This is a genomic window from bacterium, from assembly GCA_013360215.1.
GTDB lineage: Bacteria > CLD3 > CLD3 > SB21 > SB21 > JABWCP01.
In genome coordinates, this window is the sequence record JABWCP010000007.1 from 115,915 (window position 1) to 132,118 (window position 16,204).

The window sequence follows — 16,204 nt, forward strand, 5'->3', positions numbered from 1 at the left end:
TTTTTCAGGAGAACTAAATTATGAAACGATGGATTGTTTACTTACTGCTCTGTGCTGGCTTTTATTTTTGGCCTGTGTACGGGCAAGAGAATAATGAAAAAGACGATGCCCGTCCTTCGGTTTCCGGTTACGCCCAGATCATATATTCTCAATACCTCAAAAATCAGGAACATGATCGCCAGAGCGGGTTTGATATAAATCGTGTGCGTTTTGCTTTTGAAGGAAGCGTCCTTCCTGATCGTGTACATTATGCCGTGGAGTTTGATCCGCAAGGGTCGCCGATCCTAGACGACACGTATCTTGATTTCATGATCTCTAAAAATTCAAAAGTCCGGCTAGGTCGGTATAAAATTCCTTTCGGCGCTGAGAACCCGACCGGTGAAGACGAACTACATTTCATCGAAAAAAGTAAAGTGGTCGAATCTGTCTTTTCCGCACGCGAAGTAGGTATTGGTACATATTATGAGCAGAATTGGATTGTCGGTGATGTCGGATATTTTCAAAAATCGGAAGACGAGCATATCGAACGCGACGTCATCGGGCGAATCGGTTTTAAACCATTCGGAAAATATATTGAAACCGGCGGTTCGGGGTATTACGAAAAAATTCATACCGATTCGACCAATTTTGCCATTCATCGCATCGGCGCCGATCTGACGTGTGAAGTCGGACCGATCAAAATACAGGGCGAATACATACGCTCCAAAGGTACGATGGAAGACAAACACCTTTCCGGATACGGGTATTATGGATACGGGCAATACACCCACCATATCGGTGATACCCAAATTTCGTGGGGCGTGCGGTATGAATTTTATCAACCGGATAAAAACAACAAATCCGATCAGGAAAGAAAGTATGTCGTAGGTTCTACGATCGCATTCCATCCGAGAATGCGGGCACAGGTCAATTTCCAACATATCCGTGAGAATATTGAAACCAATAATCAGGGACAAAATAAACTGATTGTCCAATACCAATTTAGTTTCTGATCAGAGGGCATTGCATGTTTAAAAAGTACGGCGTACTCACAGCGGCTTGTATTTTCGGTATAGGCACGTTCTCAGTTTATCTTTTCGGAGAATGGCATGAAATACAAGATGAAGGTCTGCGTTGGTTTTTAGAATTGCCGCACATGACCTTATCTTTTTTTCTGATCATCATGCTTCCTTTAGCGGTCCATCAGATGGCTATTCTGATTGAGCGTAAGAATGAGACGCGGATGTTGTGGACACGATTTATGGTGGTCGTCGTGCTGCCGTATATCGTCGTGGCGACCTATCTGGCCGCCGAATGGGATGAGATCGAGGAGGAGTGGTTGCCGTGGTTGATCAAACCGTCTCATTTTCTGATTGTACTGATCAATGGGATTATGATTCCGGGCATTCTGTGGCTGATCATCAATAAATTCATACAGCTTTGGGATGAACGCGAGCGTTTCTTAAAACGCATTGTCGAGTTAGAAAATGAGTTGCGTTCATTTGTACATCCCGAGGTGTACAAGCGTATTTATGAAAAAACTTCGCTGGAAGCTACCGGCGCATTTAAAATTATCATGGCGGACATGCAGGGATTCACAAAGTTTTGTGAAGCTCATTCGGCTGCAGAGGTTGCCAATCTGGCTAATGAATTCTGTAACTTGATGGACGAACGTATTCGGCAAGTCGGAGGAATCACATTATCCTATGCCGGTGATTTGGTGTTTGCGCTTTTTGATGAACACATTGCAAGTGACGATATCGTAGGGGTGGCTAAAAAAATGCAGGAAACGTTTCGCGCGTTTGCACAAGCCAAATTTCCGGATTGGGATACGAACCTCAATATCGGCATTCATTATAGCCGGGATATCGTACTAGGAACAATAGGCGGCGGAAGTGCACAGAAACATTTTACGGCCAATGGATTTGGCATCTGCGAAGTGTCGCGTATGTGTTCAGAAGCCGATCATGGGCAGATTCTCGTTTCGGAAGCATTTGCAGAAACCGTCACGAGTGACCCAATACGATCACGTCTCATAGGAATTGCATGGAGTAAACAGCCCAAAAATATTACAGTGCCTCCGGTTATGTTTGAATACCGTTTAGTTGAAATGAAATAACTTAAACGGTAAAGGTGGGACTTAAAATTTTTTAATACCTGATTACGCCGATACCGGAGACTCCTGCATAATGCGCTCGATATCCTGGCACACGCGTGTGATGAGGTCGCCGATTTTTTCGCGAACATTGGGTGTGAGCTCTTCGCCAAATTCAAAATTGGCGCCCTCTATGCCGTAAATAATGACTTCCGGAACGGGATGGTGTAATGCTTTGGCCAATTCGATAGCCTCGGAAATACTATAGGCATGCGAAGAGTAATTGAAAAAATTACCGGGTATAATATCGGCATTAGCCCGAAGCCTGTAGATGGTCCCCGGTATGTTATCCGAACACACTGTATCTATGATGATAACCCATCGTGCATCGGACCATACATCTTGCAGCGACGAGCCGTCGCCGTTATGTTCGATGACGCACACATCCGGTAAACACATGTCCGCTATGGCGCGCGCCACTTCGATACCGGCGCGATCATCCCGCCGGTATTCATTGCCGATGCCGATCACGACGACCGATGCCGGCGTTGTGATAACATTATATTCTTTCATAAGCCGTTCCTTTAATGGTGAATAAAACGAACGGTGCATTTTATACGTGTTCGATCATGTCCAAAATCTGGAGCCGTGTGGATTCCAGGCGCTGGGTCACGATATGCGAAAACCGTTTGAGCAATTGGTATCCGAGTTCATGATCGGATTCGCATTTGTTGCGCAGGCATCGTCCATCCAGTGCTATAGCTAATGTCAAATCCAAAGCCCGCGCATCAAATTGCCAATGGTACGGCGGGATGAGCCATGACCATCCGAGGATATCGCCTTCGGTCAACGTATGTATGCCGATGTGACCGCGACCGGGCGATCCGATTTCTAATGCAATCTTGCCTTGGCGGATCAGATAAAATTCGTTAGCCTCCTGCCCTTCGCGAAAAATAATTTGTCCCGTATCAAACCGCACATTGGATGCACAACCGATGATCAATTCAACGTGCTCGGCTGACATATCAATCAGTAACGGGTGCTGCATCAGAAAAAACTTCAAATCTTTCATAGTGGTTTTCCGTCTTAAAAATAAGCGCCGGCATAACAGACACACCCGGACATCAAACGATACAGCCGTAAGCTGTATGTAAACGAATCGTACACGTACTCGGGTCCTGGATATCGGGGGAAGGCGGGAACGTTATGCCGGCAAAAGTTTTCATACACCGGACTCCTATAGTCCTGTAACTTAAGATAAGGCTAATGACTCGACTGCGCGACGACGTAGGTCATCACGATGTGTGATATGCGTCAGCGGTTTAAGTTAAATGGCCCTAAGTTGTTGAGATTTATAGAAGTTCAAAGTATGAGGGGGGAGGGGATGCTCAAGGCTGAATTTTTATACGTTCTTTTTTAGGGAGTTTTTTGACGACTTCGTCGTAGGAATGATCAATCATTAGAAAAATTTCTTTATCCGGCACGGATCCGTCCAAATACACGCTATTCCACAATTTTTTATTCATGTGGTATCCCGGTTGAACGCCTTCGTAACGCTCGCGCCATTCGATGGCTTTTTCAGGATCGGCTTTGAGATTGATAAATTCGGCAATATGGGTATTGATGAGAGCGAAAATTTTTCCACTGACCCGGAATACCAATGTTTCGTGATCAAACGGAAAATCCTCATCGGTTGATTTTTTCTTAAGACAATATGTGCGGATCGTTTCGAGATTCATGATGCGTGAGTAATTTTAGTTTGAATTCACTTCGTAAAAAACAGAACCCCGCTTTTCAGCGGGGCTCAACGATTTCCGGGAACCCCCGTAGCACGTCGCTAGCGGGCATCACCGGAGGTTCCCATTAAGTTATGCTTAATACGGATCACCTCCTATCCCCAGGGTTGAAACTTCTCGCCTGAAATCGCCCTGAACAATTTCACGCGAAGCGTTAATTACGTATTAAACTTACAAGCTATCCTTTCCATTGTCAATACTCATTTTTGCAGATGACGCTCCTGTTGAAGTATTGTTCTGAAAACATCAGTACATACGGCTTGCAAAAAAACAAGTTCTCGCTAAGACGCTAAGTTTTTAATTACAATCGAAACATTTTTTATCTTTGCGGCTCTGCGAGAGGTTATTATTGATGGTAGCTTCAGTAGGTGCACGACACCTCGGTACGTCGCTTCGCTCCTACTCGGTGTCAGATAGCATGCGCCGAGTTGAGGGTTCTGTAAAGACAGAAAACATATTCTCGCTAAGACGCTAAGTTTTTAATTACAATCGAAACATTTTTTATCTTTGCGACTCTGCGAGAGAATTTTATTGATGCTATCTTCAGTAGGCGCACGACACTTCGGTACGTCGCTTCGCTCCTACTCGGTGTCAGATAGCATGCGTCTAGTTGAGGGTGCTATATATATAATAATATAGACAGAAAACATGTTCTCGCTAAGACGCTAAGCCTCGAAGTGCAATCGAAGCGTTTTTTATCTTTGCGACTCTGCGAGAGGTTATGATTGATGGTAGCTTCAGTAGGCGTACGGCACCTCGATACGTCGCTTCGCTCCTACTCGGTGTCAGATAGCATGCGCCGAGTTGAGGGTTCTGTAAAGACAGAAAACAAGTTCTCGCCAAGGTGCTAAGTTTTAAATTACGATCGAAACATTTTTTATCTTTGCGACTCCGCGAGAGGTTATTATTGATGGTAGCTTCAGTAGGCGCACGACACTTCGATACGTCGTTTTGTTCCTACTTGGTGTCAGATGGTTGTTGATGAAGAAATGATGGGAGAAGCGGTGTCCCGCGTGAGGGATGTGGAGGGTGAGCTCGCGTACAGGCGCGAGCGAAGACCCCGTAAACGCGCCAAAGGCGCGTGCGGAGGCCGATAGCCCGGAGCAAGCCCGACCCGTCACGCCGCGCGCGTGACGGGGCACGCCTAAAAAATGAATATCTATAATTTATTATGCGCCGGCTTCGTCGCGTAAACCGAAACGCATCGGATGCGGCGGAAGATTGATGATTTCATCCGGATAAAACGATACGATATAATCAATCACGCCGCGTACGGACGTAAACGCAACCGGTTCGCCGTTTTCATTGACGATCGGGATATGGCGTACATCGTGCAGTGCAAGGATACGAATCGCCGCGCTAATAGGGTCGTGCATTTGCAGACACTGCGGTGCGACACGCATATAGTCATCCACTTTAGCGGTATCAAAATCCGGCGTCTCGTGTGCGATCTTGTACAATAAAAAACGCTCCGTCACGGTACCGATCAATTTTTTGTCACGCACAACCATGACGCAGCCGATATTGCGATCGGCCATCTGCCGCACCGCATCTTTGAGCAGGCCGCCGGACTCCACACACAAAGCCGCGGGCGGATCCAGGACACCGATCGGACGATCAAAATCTTCGGGATCAATGCCTTGCTTTTCACGGGCTCGTTTTTTTTCGGATGAACGCGGTTTTTTTTCTTCGGTATCAAGCCGGACATGCATTTTGGCTAAAATGTGATCCAAGATGTCTTCGAACGTGAGAATGCCGCTCGGATCTCCGACCTGGCTGAGTACGGTGATATTGCGAAATCCGCCGAACGTCATTTCATTGAGCGCGTACTCCGCCGAATCGTCGGCATACAAACAATGCGTATCAGTGCTCATCAGGCGCGTAACCGGCGTATGTGAAAACTCCATATGCATCGCGATCAGATTGCGAAGAATGGTCCGCTCGGACAGCGTTCCTATCAATGCGCCTTTGTCACGCACCAAAATACATCCGCTTTTGGTTTGCTCCATCATCGCGACCACATCGGCCACGGTCGCATCTTTTTCTACATAGAGCGGTTTGCGGGGATTGAGTGAATCCACACGGGCTTTGGTAATTCCTGCATTCATGGTAACCTCGCCGTTAAAATGTCCGTTGAACGGACCGTTGATCTATCGCTTTTCCAGTTCTCGCATCCATTCTTTTTCGATCATGCGCCCCACGTCATGCATTGAAATCGGTCGGTATGATCGGCGAGAATTTTCTTTTTATTTTCATCCGTGCTAAAAAACAAACCCGTAGCCAGCGCATCCGTGTCGCGTCCATTGGTCCCGACGATAGTCAGGCTTTGGAACTGTGCCCGTTTGGGTTCGGCTAGTTTGGGATCGATCAAATGATGGTACACGCGTCCGCCGGAACGGAAATACTGTTCATACGTACCCGACGTCGCGATCGCCTGATCATGCAGTGTCACGATAGTCGCCATCACATCGGCACGTTCGGGATCGCGCACACCGACACGCCAGCCTTCGCCGTCGGCTCGCTGGCCCAGTGCGACGATATCTCCTCCCAGATTGATCAGCGCCTGCGTGATCCCTTCTTTTTTCAAAACTTCGGCGGCACGATCAGCGGCATACCCTTTGGCGATACCGCCAAGATCAAGCCGTACGTCGGGTGATAAAATTTTTACCGACGCCTCGGAGCCACTCGTCACATGAATAAAACGATGCAGGGACAGTCCGGCGAACCGCTGCCATACGTCTTGCGCGGGCGGCTCCGTGCGATGCTTCACATCCCAGGTATCGCTCACTTTTCCCAGCCCGGGCTCAAATCCGCCGTCGGTCACTTTGGACCAATGCAGCGCCCGTTCGATCAGATCGGCCGTTTCCGGTGCAACGCGAATTTCCGCGCCCGTCACCGCCGCATTGATACGTCCGACATCGCTGGCCGGCGAAAAATATGTCAATAGACTTTCAAGTCTCTGTAATTCCTCAAACGCCGCTTCCATGGCGCGATCGGCCCAGCGCGCATCGTCCGACACGACATGGATTTCGCCGATCGTTCCCATCAGAGGGCGCGTCATCGTGTACACACGGCGTCTTGATAAAAGCAATGGTCCCAGGCCGGCTCCGGCACATACCAGCAGCATGGCGCCGCTTGTTTTGAGAAATTGTCTTCGGTGCATAAAAAAAACTCCGTTCTTATTTCGTCGGTGCAGCCGATCCGGCCCACGGCATTTTTTTGCGAAAGGCTTCCCGCGCTTCGCAATGACCGCCGCCGCAGCTTCCGTCTTCATCGCAGTGGCCGCACGACGGCTTATGGTCAAAAAGATTTTTAGTTTTCATACGGCGTGCGATCATCTGAACGATAATCCAGAACGCGCACAAAAATGCCGATGCAAAAACGGGCAAGATGTATTTGGCTAATTCCATAATTTTAATTTGAGCTGAATAATCCGGCGAATCCCATAAACGCCATGGATAAAATACCGGCAATAATCAAACTGAGCGCCGTACCCTGCAGTGTTTTAGGAATATCCATAATGCGTGTTTCTTCACGAATACCGGCCATAATCACCAGAGCGAGCGTCATGCCGCCGCCACCGCCGAGCGCATAAAACAACGCTTGCACCAATCCGTATTCTTTGGACGTCTGGAATAACGCAATGCCGAGAATCGCACAATTGGTCGTGATCAGCGGAAGATAAATGCCGAGCGCACGAAAAAGTTCCGGGCTTAGTTTTTTGATAACCATTTCCAAAAACTGCACGGTGCTGGCAATCACCACGATAAAACTGATGAGCCGCAAATACGGCGCATACACAAGTACATAGGTATTAAGAGCCCATGCGCAAATCGCCGTAATGAGCATTACAAAAATATTGGCCAAACCCATACGGAATGCCGTCTCAATTTTATTAGACACGCCGAGAAACGGGCAAATGCCGAGAAAATTGGCCAAAGTAAAATTATTGATCAGCAGCGCCGAAATAAATATCCAGAGGTATTCGCCCATATACGCCTACACTTTCGCCGTTTGACGGCCAAACTTGATCCAATTGATCACAACCAACAGCGAGCCGAGCAATAAAAACCCGCCCGGCGGTAATATCATAATAACCCACGGTTCGAACGCGTCACCGAAAAGTGATACGCCAAAAAGCGAACCATTGCCTAAAACCTCACGGATGCATGAAAGCGTCATCAATGCGCCGAGAAAGCCGAGTCCCATACCGAGTGCATCCATTACGGCAAGCCACGGCGGATTTTTGTATGAAAAAGCTTCCTGCCGCCCGAGTATGATGCAGTTAACCACAATCAAGGCGATGAACGCGCCAAGTTCTTTATGAATTTTAGGGAAAAAAGCTTCGAGCGATTGATCAACTGCCGTCACAAATGTGGCGATGATCACAATAAAAGTCGTGATGCGTACTTGTTTAGGTATCCAATGACGCAACATGGACACCAAAAGGCATGAGCCTACAAGAACAAATGTAGTGGCCAGTCCCATAGCCAGTCCGTTGATCGCCGAATTGGTAACGGCGAGGGTAGGGCACATGCCCAGTACGGCAACAAATGTCGGATTTTCTTTCCACAGGCCTTTGATCAATTCGTGTGTTGCGCGTCCGCTTTTTTCAATCGCGTTCATGGTTGTTTCGGATTATAAGTAAGATTGTTCTGCTGCATGTAATCATCAATGGCGGTTTGCCATCGTGTCATGGCCTTTTGTAAAGCACGAATAACAGCTTTCGACGATATGGTCGCGCCGGTGATCGTTTCGACCTGATTGGGTTTGGTTTTTTTTCCGGTCTTTGCGGCCTCGATCTCCGGTTCGACCGACAGCGCTTTAAAATTGGCGACGAAGTTTTTGTCTTTGATGATTTTATCGCCGAGCCCGGGCGTTTCTTTATTTTCGAGCACTTCAAATCCGACGATGATTTTTCCGTCGGCCTGATACCCGTAAATGATTTTGATCACATCCGCAAAACCGGGTTCCGATGCAGGGATCGCAAAACCGACGACCGATTTTTTTTCATCGTACCCGAGAAATATACGATCGCCCTTTTTGGCTTCTTCGCCCTGCGCTTTTTCAAGACGGTCGTTTTTTAAAACCAATACTTCATAACTGCGGCAACCCGGTACGACGCGATAGATGGCTTCCTGCAGCGCTTCTTCCTTATTCTGCTCGATGATCGGCAGCGTCGAAAAATAAGCGACCACTAAAATCAGTCCTGAAAAAAATCCGGCCACGGCCAGCGTCAGGATCAAAATCAATGAGCTGGGTTCGGCTTCTTGCGGCGCTACGGGTGTTGCGGGTATATGTTGATGTTCCATAATTTATTTCGTTCCGTAAACGCGATGGCGCGTAACGCGGTTGATCAACGGCGTTACGGCATTCATCAGCAATATGGCATACATCACGCCCTCCGGTAAACCGCCGAAGATGCGGATGAGAACTACTAAAATTCCGATTCCGCTTCCGAAAATCCACATGCCGCGCACTGTCATAGGCGACGTCACAGGGTCGGTGGCCATAAAGACGGCGCCCAGCATCAAACCGCCGGAGAAAAGCATGTGCATCGGTGAAGGATATAAAACCGGGTTGACGATATATAATATACCCGACAGTACGACGGTAGCAGTCATGATAGAAACCGGGATGTGCCAATTGAAAATTTTTCGATAGGCCAGATATACGCCGGCTAAAAGTATAATCACGCCGCAGGTTTCGCCAAGCGACCCGGAGGTATGGCCCAGCATAAGCTGTGATAATTCGGTGGCTTCGTGCTGAAACTTCATACTCGAAAGGGGTGTGGCGCTGGAGATTGCATCTAACGGTTCGCCGTGAAAAAAAGGCCATGCCAGATTAGTACCCCGCGCGGAAAAATATCGTCCGTCCGGCACCGACCACGTCGTGATCGCCGTGGGAAATGCGGCTTGCAGAAAAGCACGGCCTACCAATGCAGGATTAAAAATATTTTGTCCGAGCCCGCCCCATATATACTTACCGATCATGATCGCGATCAGTCCGCCGAGAAATGCCATCCACATCGGAAAGCCCGGCGGTAAGGTCAATGCCAGCAAAAGTCCGGTCAATAAAGCACTGCCGTCGAAGAGCGATTGGTGACGCGGATTCGATCCGGACAAAAGCCATTCGGCAAACATGCATCCGCTCACGGCGGCAACCGACAGTAAAATCACACTCAGTCCGAAAAAATAATACGCGGCTGCCGCGACCGGCACCAAAGCGTAAATCACTTGACGCATGATCCAAGGCGTCGTCGCTTCGTCATGCAAAAACGGCGACGTGGATAGTGTTAATTTGGATTGGGTTTCGATGACGCTTTCGCCTTTCTTTCACGTATAGCATTTTTGGCAACCCGAAAACTCTGTACTAAAGGAATTCCCGAAGGACAGACAAACGAACACGACGCGCATTCAAAACAATCCATCACGTGCTGTTCTTCCAGTTCATCATACAAATCTTTACGTGAGAGCAGCCCCATGAGGGAAGGATTGAGAAACATCGGGCACACATCTATGCAGCGCCCGCACTTGATACATTGGTATGTGGAAAGTTCCTGCACTTCGTTATCTGTCAGGACAAGTACGCCCGAAATGCCTTTGGTTACGGGTACATCCAACGTTTTTTGCGCGATGCCCATCATCGGCCCGCCGAGCAAAATTCGAACGGCATCTTGCGTAACGCCGCCGCACCAATCGATCAGATGGCGAATCGGTGTACCGATCGGCACCATAAGGTTAGCCGGTTTGCGAATAGCCGGACCGGTCACGGTCACTACGCGCTCAATCAGCGGTACGGCATTTTCAAAATATTGCGCCAGTGCTACCAACGTACCGACATTGGACACAAGTGCGCCGACATCCAGCGGTAATTTGCCCGACGGCACTTCCGTTCCCAGTACCGCTTTGATCAACATTTTTTCTGCGCCCTGAGGATATTTGACCCGGAGCGCTACCACTTCATAATCGCAATTTTGTTTTTTGATTTCTTCTTGCAACGCTGCGATCGCATCCGGTTTGTTATCTTCCACGCCGATTACGACCCGCTGTGCGGGAACAAAATGTCTGAGTATCGTGAGACCATGGACCAAGTCGGCCGCAAACTCTACCATGATGCGATGATCGGATGTAAGAAAAGGTTCGCATTCGCAGCCATTGGCAATGATCGTCGTACAGGTTTTTCCTTCGGGGATGGAAAACTTCACATGCGCGGGAAATCCGGCGCCGCCAAGGCCTACCAAACCGGCGCTCTGTACAGCGGCGATAAATTCTTTGTGCCCCATATTTTTCCAATCCAGCGGTGGTCGCTGCGGTACGGTCTGTGCGCTGTACGGATCGGCTTTGATACGAATAGAGTACACCAGCAATCCGTTGGGATGCTCGCCGAGTTCGATACCCGTGACGGTACCCGTGACGGGCGCGTGCTGCGCTACGGATACGAAAGCATCCGGCCTCGCGATCACATCGCCGCGCGTGACGTGTTGGCCTTTTTGTACAAGCGGCACCGACGGTGCGCCCGCATGCTGCGCAACCGGAACGGCGTATTCTTCAACGAAGGGCATGCGTTCGATCGCAAGATCGGCGGTCTGATCTTTATAAGCTTCGGGATGAATCCCGTGGCGAAACGTCAATCGTGACGACATGTTTTCCATTATTGTTTTCCGCTCGCTTGATATCCGGAAAGCGCTAATAACTTATCCCGCAACTTGATGCGAGTGGATTCCAGATGATTTGATTCCTGTTGTTTCAGTTTGGTCTCATATTCACTACGCAGTGTATCGATGGCCGAATTATGTTTTTCGGACCATTCGGCATCCCAATGCGCACGTAATTTGACCGGGTGGGACGAAAGAAGGCCGGCCATTTCGCGAAGTTGTAACCACGCATCATAGACGACCGCACACGTTTCAGCCAAGATGCCCGATAGTAAATAGAACACGCCTTCGCGTTCATAATACGCGGTATGTTTAGCACGCTCTTCAGCGGAAGCCAACCATGTACGAATATCCAAACTTCCGGAAGAGGGTTTGCTTACCGGTGAAAAATGCGATTTCCACATCGGCTGAAGCCAGGCCCAGTCGGCAAAGGTCACGTTCTTTTCGGTTACAAAATCCAATTGATAATCGGGATTGTGATCAAGGTGTAATAATTCAGCCGCTAATTTTTTCTTCGCGTCGGGGATGTAGCGCAACAAAGGAAATACACGGGATTCTACGGACATGGCGTACATGTCTTGCAGTTTGAATTTTTCTATCATCATCGGTGTATGCACGCACATCATGGCCGGCGTTTGACTGCGCAGACAAGCTGTAATACTGCGGTACATGTCGGCCGGATAGCCGGGGGATACATGAGCCCACGCTGTTTGACGTTGCGCAAAAAGCATGGCGTTCAATCCCATACGATCGTACATATTTTGTTTGCCACCGGTGGCGGGCTCAGTGACGATCCATTTGATCGGCAAGCCGCTATTCATAAGCGCGATGATGTCACCCGCCGGCATGGCATCCAATACGGTCGCATCCGTCACTAAAAGCAAAGGCGGTGTAAGATTCTTTTCTTCTTCCGTAAGATCATTCCAAGTGATGGCCGCAATTTGTATATCGTGTTGGGACGGCAAATACGCATTTTGTAATTCGAGATCGGCACGCCGTAAAAGTTTGATATTATCAATGATGTGGCGCATTTGCCCGAGGCCGATACCGCGGACGAAGTCCGGAGCGATGGCTTCTGAAAAAACCATGACCGGCACGAGGAACGGATTATCCGGAAATTGCCGTGCCCATGCCAGAGTATCATTGCCGCTGATTACCGCCGAATACCGCGCACGTCCGATACCCGTAGGTCCTTTTGTCAAAAGCCAATACAGTTGTTTCAAGTCACGCAGAAGATACACGGCGCGTTCGATCCACACCGTATCGACGACGCCAAATCGTTGCGAGGAACCAAGTTTTCCGATCAGGGCATCAAGCGACATGCGTTCCGTGCCGTGTTCGGAAACGGCGGCCAGTAGATGTTCGGTACTTTGTGTCGGTAAAGCGTCGCGCAAAATATTTTGCAATTTATCCGTAAGATTTTGGATGCGCTTTTCTATCGCGGACGTGTGCGTAAGCATACGTGCCTGTGCCGTCGCTTCGACAGCGGCCGTGATCAGGTGCAACGCGATTTTTTCCGCCGGTTGGTCCGTGCGTCGGTTGCCGAGTTGCGTCATATAATAATGACGGCTCAGAAATAAGGCGGCCAGCGGATTGTAACTTTCGTTATCTAAATATTGTTTGACCGTGGCTCCGGGCGTATCCGGCAGCGCTTCCCAAATCCGGTACGAAGCTTGTAACTGCGCTTCCGACGCCGGATTCACGGGCTGCATGCTAAGGGCTTGTTCTGAACACGATGCAGCACAAATGCCGCATCCATTGCAAGCATGCGGATCTACGGCCAATGAAAAAATCAAGCCGCTGCCTTTAGCATACTGTTCCGGTGTTTTGAAAAATGTTTTGGTAATCACAGCCGGAAGCGGGGCAAGATATTGAGCGACGTCGTTCGCTTGCGCGATCAAATTTTCTTTTTTGGATGAATCCATTTTCATCTGCACGGCCAGTTTTTCGGCGGCCACAGGAAGCAGGTCGCATAACGATGGGTTGTTCTCTGATACCATCGGATGCAACAGTTTGGCGAGATTTTTGATTACCGGCGGAGTCATTTCTGTCAGCGATTTTCCGGCCCGTATCGTTTGTTCGACTGCCGACTGTACGAGCGTCTCTGTCGAAAGAGCTACCATCGGCAGAGCGGATTCAGGGCAATATACGGCACATTGGCCGCAACCGGTGCATGACTCCGATTTTAACACCGGATACATCGCCCGTTGTGCTGTGGCATTGTGAAACGCCGACGTCGCCGAGGGTATGACCGGTAAGGCATGAAACGGATCGGCCGTCATGGCTTTAGTTTGACCGGACTCTGTAAAAAATCCGACACGATCATAAAATGAAGCCACACGTGAATACGGTGCGCCACGATCTTCGTAACGGCGTACGATACCGGGAATGTCAGGCGAAGTCGCAATCATTGTTTTGGCTGATTCGTCGAGTCCTATCGAACGCGCATTCAAATCCGGAAATTCGCGATGCAGGTTTTGAAAATGAATTTGTTGTTTCGGATACGAGGACTTGGTTCCGGTAAAATCAAGTTGTATAAAAAACTGACGGCGTCCGCCCGTGCGCATGTGTTCATAAATATTCGCGACTGTTTTTTCCGGCATGTCATAAACGTCCGTGCCAAATTGACCGGAAAACAAAACAGGTTTTTCACGTTCATTGATTGACGGATATTCCGGGTACGGCGGCGATTTTTTTTGCCCGGCATTTTCGCCGGCTTTTTGTAATGCCGATATCGTTTCGCGATATAACGGTCCCTCCTGAACAAATCCTCCGGACAGAGGTTCAAGTACGGCCACATTTTTTTTACCACTGATGGCCTCGCAAACTGCGGTACCGGGAAAAGGCTGCCACACGCGGATATTCGCTACACCGGCTTTTATTTTGGCTATTTTGAGTTGTTCTGCGCCGGACCGAAGTGCGGCAATGACAGCGCCTCCGGAGAGGATGAGCTGTTCGGCTTTTTCTGAACCTAAAGTTTCGACGCTTTTATATGGACGACCAAACTGTGTTTGAAATTGGTCCCACGCGGCATCGATGATCGGTGCGGCCGCTTCGGAGAAATACACGCCGCCGGCCGCCGCTTCAAACGCATGCATCAGACCGGATTTATCGGCGCCCAACATAACCGGATAGTCGCTATGAAACCAGTTGGTGATACGCCGCCGCATTTTTCCGAAAATTATTTTTTGTCCGGATGTCGGTGTTTCGATCATATCATCGGGATCGCCAAGATAAGTGCGTAAGGCTTCTTCATTTGGAAAAGTAACATGGCCCGCCGATGAGTTTGTCATATCGGCTAAAACCATTACCGGAATCATCGTCAGTTCGGCTATACGATGCGCCGCTATGATCATATCGGCCAATTCCTGATGGTTTGCCGCTATCAATTGTATCCATCCGGCTTCACGGGCCAAACGACGTACTCGTGTATCGCAAAACGATCCTTCTCCGTTTTCATTTTGTTCACGTTCAAATGCCACGAGTACTACGGGCAAATGACGACGAACGCAGGCGTGCATCATTTCTGTATCTTGAAGGAGCGCCTGAAGTGTAACTGTTGCAGAGGCGCGAATACCCGAAGAAGCCAATCCCATCGCCTGCCCAAGATTGCGGGCCGATACGTGCAGTAGCGGTCTTCCGAAAATATTTTGCCCGCTTTCGTCGTGACCGGAAGCCGTCTCCGTCAAAGCCGATGCGATGATATCAAAACACGCCGCCGCCGTCGTGGTGTTGGTCAAACCGGCGTAAAGAGTATAATTGTTCTTATTGTGCATCATAGTTCCTCAGGTAAAACTTCCACACGCCCTATCGGTAGCGGCGTTGCAGGCGCTTTTTCAAATTGACGGCCTTCCACCCACACGATGGCTCGTGTCGGGCAACGGCGCGTCGCGTCGGGGCGCGCTAATACATTTTGACTATAATCAATCACGGGCAAATTATTCTTCATCTGGATCAAACCCGGCGCTGCATCGGCCACACACCGGGAGCACGCATTGCAAGCTACCGAACACCGTTCCAATGCGGCATCGCCCTCAAGCAGTGAACGGCACTGTACGATCAGTTTCTGACTGACGGGCATGATGGTAAAAAGTTTTTTGGGGCATACATCCACACAATCGTTGCACGCCGTGCACTGGATGGGATCGACGACCGGTAGACCGTCGCTATTCATCGTGATCGCGTCAAAATCGCAGACCGATTCGCAATCTCCGAGACCTAAACATCCCCATACACAATCTTTCGTTCCGCCGGTAACCATCGCTACACTGCGGCAGGTGCGTTTTCCATAATAGTCGGCCTGGTTGTGGCTTTCTTGTTTTCCACCGGCACATAAAAGACGTGCTACGCGTTTTTCTTCAAAGCCGGCGGCCACACCGAGGAATTCCGCGATTGATGCTACCGCCGAAGGTGAACTGACGGTACACTTGCCCGGTTTATTGATGCCGCCGACGACACTTTCTGCAAATGCACGGCAACCCGGGCGACCGCATGCGCCGCAGTTGGAACCCGGTAACATAGATTCGACCTGATCAATGCGCGGATCTTCTTCGACACGCAGCTTTTTATACGCGAACGCCAGTACCGATGCGAAAAGCAGCCCGAGCCCGACCATGATCGTTACAGCTATGATGATTTCGGAAAACACGATAAATTCTTCTTACGTAACAAAAGTTG

At 49.3% G+C, this 16,204-nt stretch carries 15 protein-coding genes; 2 read left to right on the forward strand and 13 right to left on the reverse strand.

Annotated features, from left to right (window positions below; genetic code table 11):
- The first annotated feature begins 20 nt into the window (after nt 1-20).
- Nucleotides 21-992: a hypothetical protein gene (locus HUU58_06880; GenBank protein NUN45390.1), complete on the forward strand. Its 972-nt coding sequence runs from the start codon at nt 21-23 to the stop codon at nt 990-992.
- Nucleotides 993-1,006: 14 nt separating this feature from the next.
- Nucleotides 1,007-2,098 (forward strand): adenylate/guanylate cyclase domain-containing protein, encoded by a 1,092-nt coding sequence (locus HUU58_06885; protein ID NUN45391.1) that lies wholly within the window; start codon nt 1,007-1,009, stop codon nt 2,096-2,098.
- Nucleotides 2,099-2,140: 42 nt separating this feature from the next.
- Here HUU58_06885 and HUU58_06890 read toward each other — a convergent pair whose 3' ends face one another.
- The 13 genes from HUU58_06890 to HUU58_06950 form a co-directional block, all read right to left on the reverse strand.
- A complete protein-coding gene (locus HUU58_06890; GenBank protein NUN45392.1) occupies nt 2,141-2,647 on the reverse strand; it encodes a hydrogenase maturation protease in 507 nt (168 codons plus the stop codon).
- 40 nt (nt 2,648-2,687) lie between these two features.
- Complete coding sequence (locus HUU58_06895; protein NUN45393.1) at nt 2,688-3,146, reverse strand: cyclic nucleotide-binding domain-containing protein; 459 nt, start codon at nt 3,144-3,146, stop codon at nt 2,688-2,690.
- A gap of 316 nt (nt 3,147-3,462) precedes the next feature.
- Nucleotides 3,463-3,813 (reverse strand): MmcQ/YjbR family DNA-binding protein, encoded by a 351-nt coding sequence (locus HUU58_06900; GenBank protein ID NUN45394.1) that lies wholly within the window; start codon nt 3,811-3,813, stop codon nt 3,463-3,465.
- Between the two features lie 1,226 nt (nt 3,814-5,039).
- The gene (locus tag HUU58_06905; protein NUN45395.1) at nt 5,040-5,978 is read right to left on the reverse strand and encodes a CBS domain-containing protein; all 939 of its coding nucleotides are present in this window, start codon (nt 5,976-5,978) and stop codon (nt 5,040-5,042) included.
- 80 nt (nt 5,979-6,058) lie between these two features.
- Nucleotides 6,059-7,033, reverse strand: coding sequence for an FAD:protein FMN transferase (locus HUU58_06910; protein ID NUN45396.1), 975 nt, complete (start codon nt 7,031-7,033; stop codon nt 6,059-6,061).
- Between the two features lie 16 nt (nt 7,034-7,049).
- Nucleotides 7,050-7,280: a hypothetical protein gene (locus HUU58_06915; protein NUN45397.1), complete on the reverse strand. Its 231-nt coding sequence runs from the start codon at nt 7,278-7,280 to the stop codon at nt 7,050-7,052.
- A gap of 4 nt (nt 7,281-7,284) precedes the next feature.
- A complete protein-coding gene (locus HUU58_06920) occupies nt 7,285-7,863 on the reverse strand; it encodes an RnfABCDGE type electron transport complex subunit A (protein NUN45398.1) in 579 nt (192 codons plus the stop codon).
- A 6-nt stretch (nt 7,864-7,869) separates the two neighbouring features.
- Nucleotides 7,870-8,496, reverse strand: a complete 627-nt coding sequence (locus HUU58_06925) for an electron transport complex subunit E (GenBank protein ID NUN45399.1) — start codon at nt 8,494-8,496, stop codon at nt 7,870-7,872.
- Nucleotides 8,493-9,182: an RnfABCDGE type electron transport complex subunit G gene (locus HUU58_06930; GenBank protein NUN45400.1), complete on the reverse strand. Its 690-nt coding sequence runs from the start codon at nt 9,180-9,182 to the stop codon at nt 8,493-8,495. Before HUU58_06930 ends, HUU58_06925 begins: the two co-directional genes overlap by 4 nt.
- A 3-nt stretch (nt 9,183-9,185) precedes the next feature.
- Nucleotides 9,186-10,187, reverse strand: a complete 1,002-nt coding sequence (locus HUU58_06935; GenBank protein NUN45401.1) for an RnfABCDGE type electron transport complex subunit D — start codon at nt 10,185-10,187, stop codon at nt 9,186-9,188.
- Entirely contained in the window at nt 10,166-11,524 is a 1,359-nt protein-coding gene (rsxC, locus tag HUU58_06940; GenBank protein NUN45402.1) for an electron transport complex subunit RsxC, read from the reverse strand. The genes HUU58_06935 and rsxC overlap by 22 nt, the downstream gene beginning before the upstream one ends.
- Nucleotides 11,524-15,306 (reverse strand): 4Fe-4S binding protein, encoded by a 3,783-nt coding sequence (locus HUU58_06945; GenBank protein NUN45403.1) that lies wholly within the window; start codon nt 15,304-15,306, stop codon nt 11,524-11,526. The genes rsxC and HUU58_06945 overlap by 1 nt, the downstream gene beginning before the upstream one ends.
- On the reverse strand, nt 15,303-16,142 hold the full coding sequence (locus tag HUU58_06950) for an RnfABCDGE type electron transport complex subunit B (protein NUN45404.1): 840 nt from the start codon (nt 16,140-16,142) through the stop codon (nt 15,303-15,305). Before HUU58_06950 ends, HUU58_06945 begins: the two co-directional genes overlap by 4 nt.
- Between the last annotated feature and the right edge of the window lie 62 nt (nt 16,143-16,204).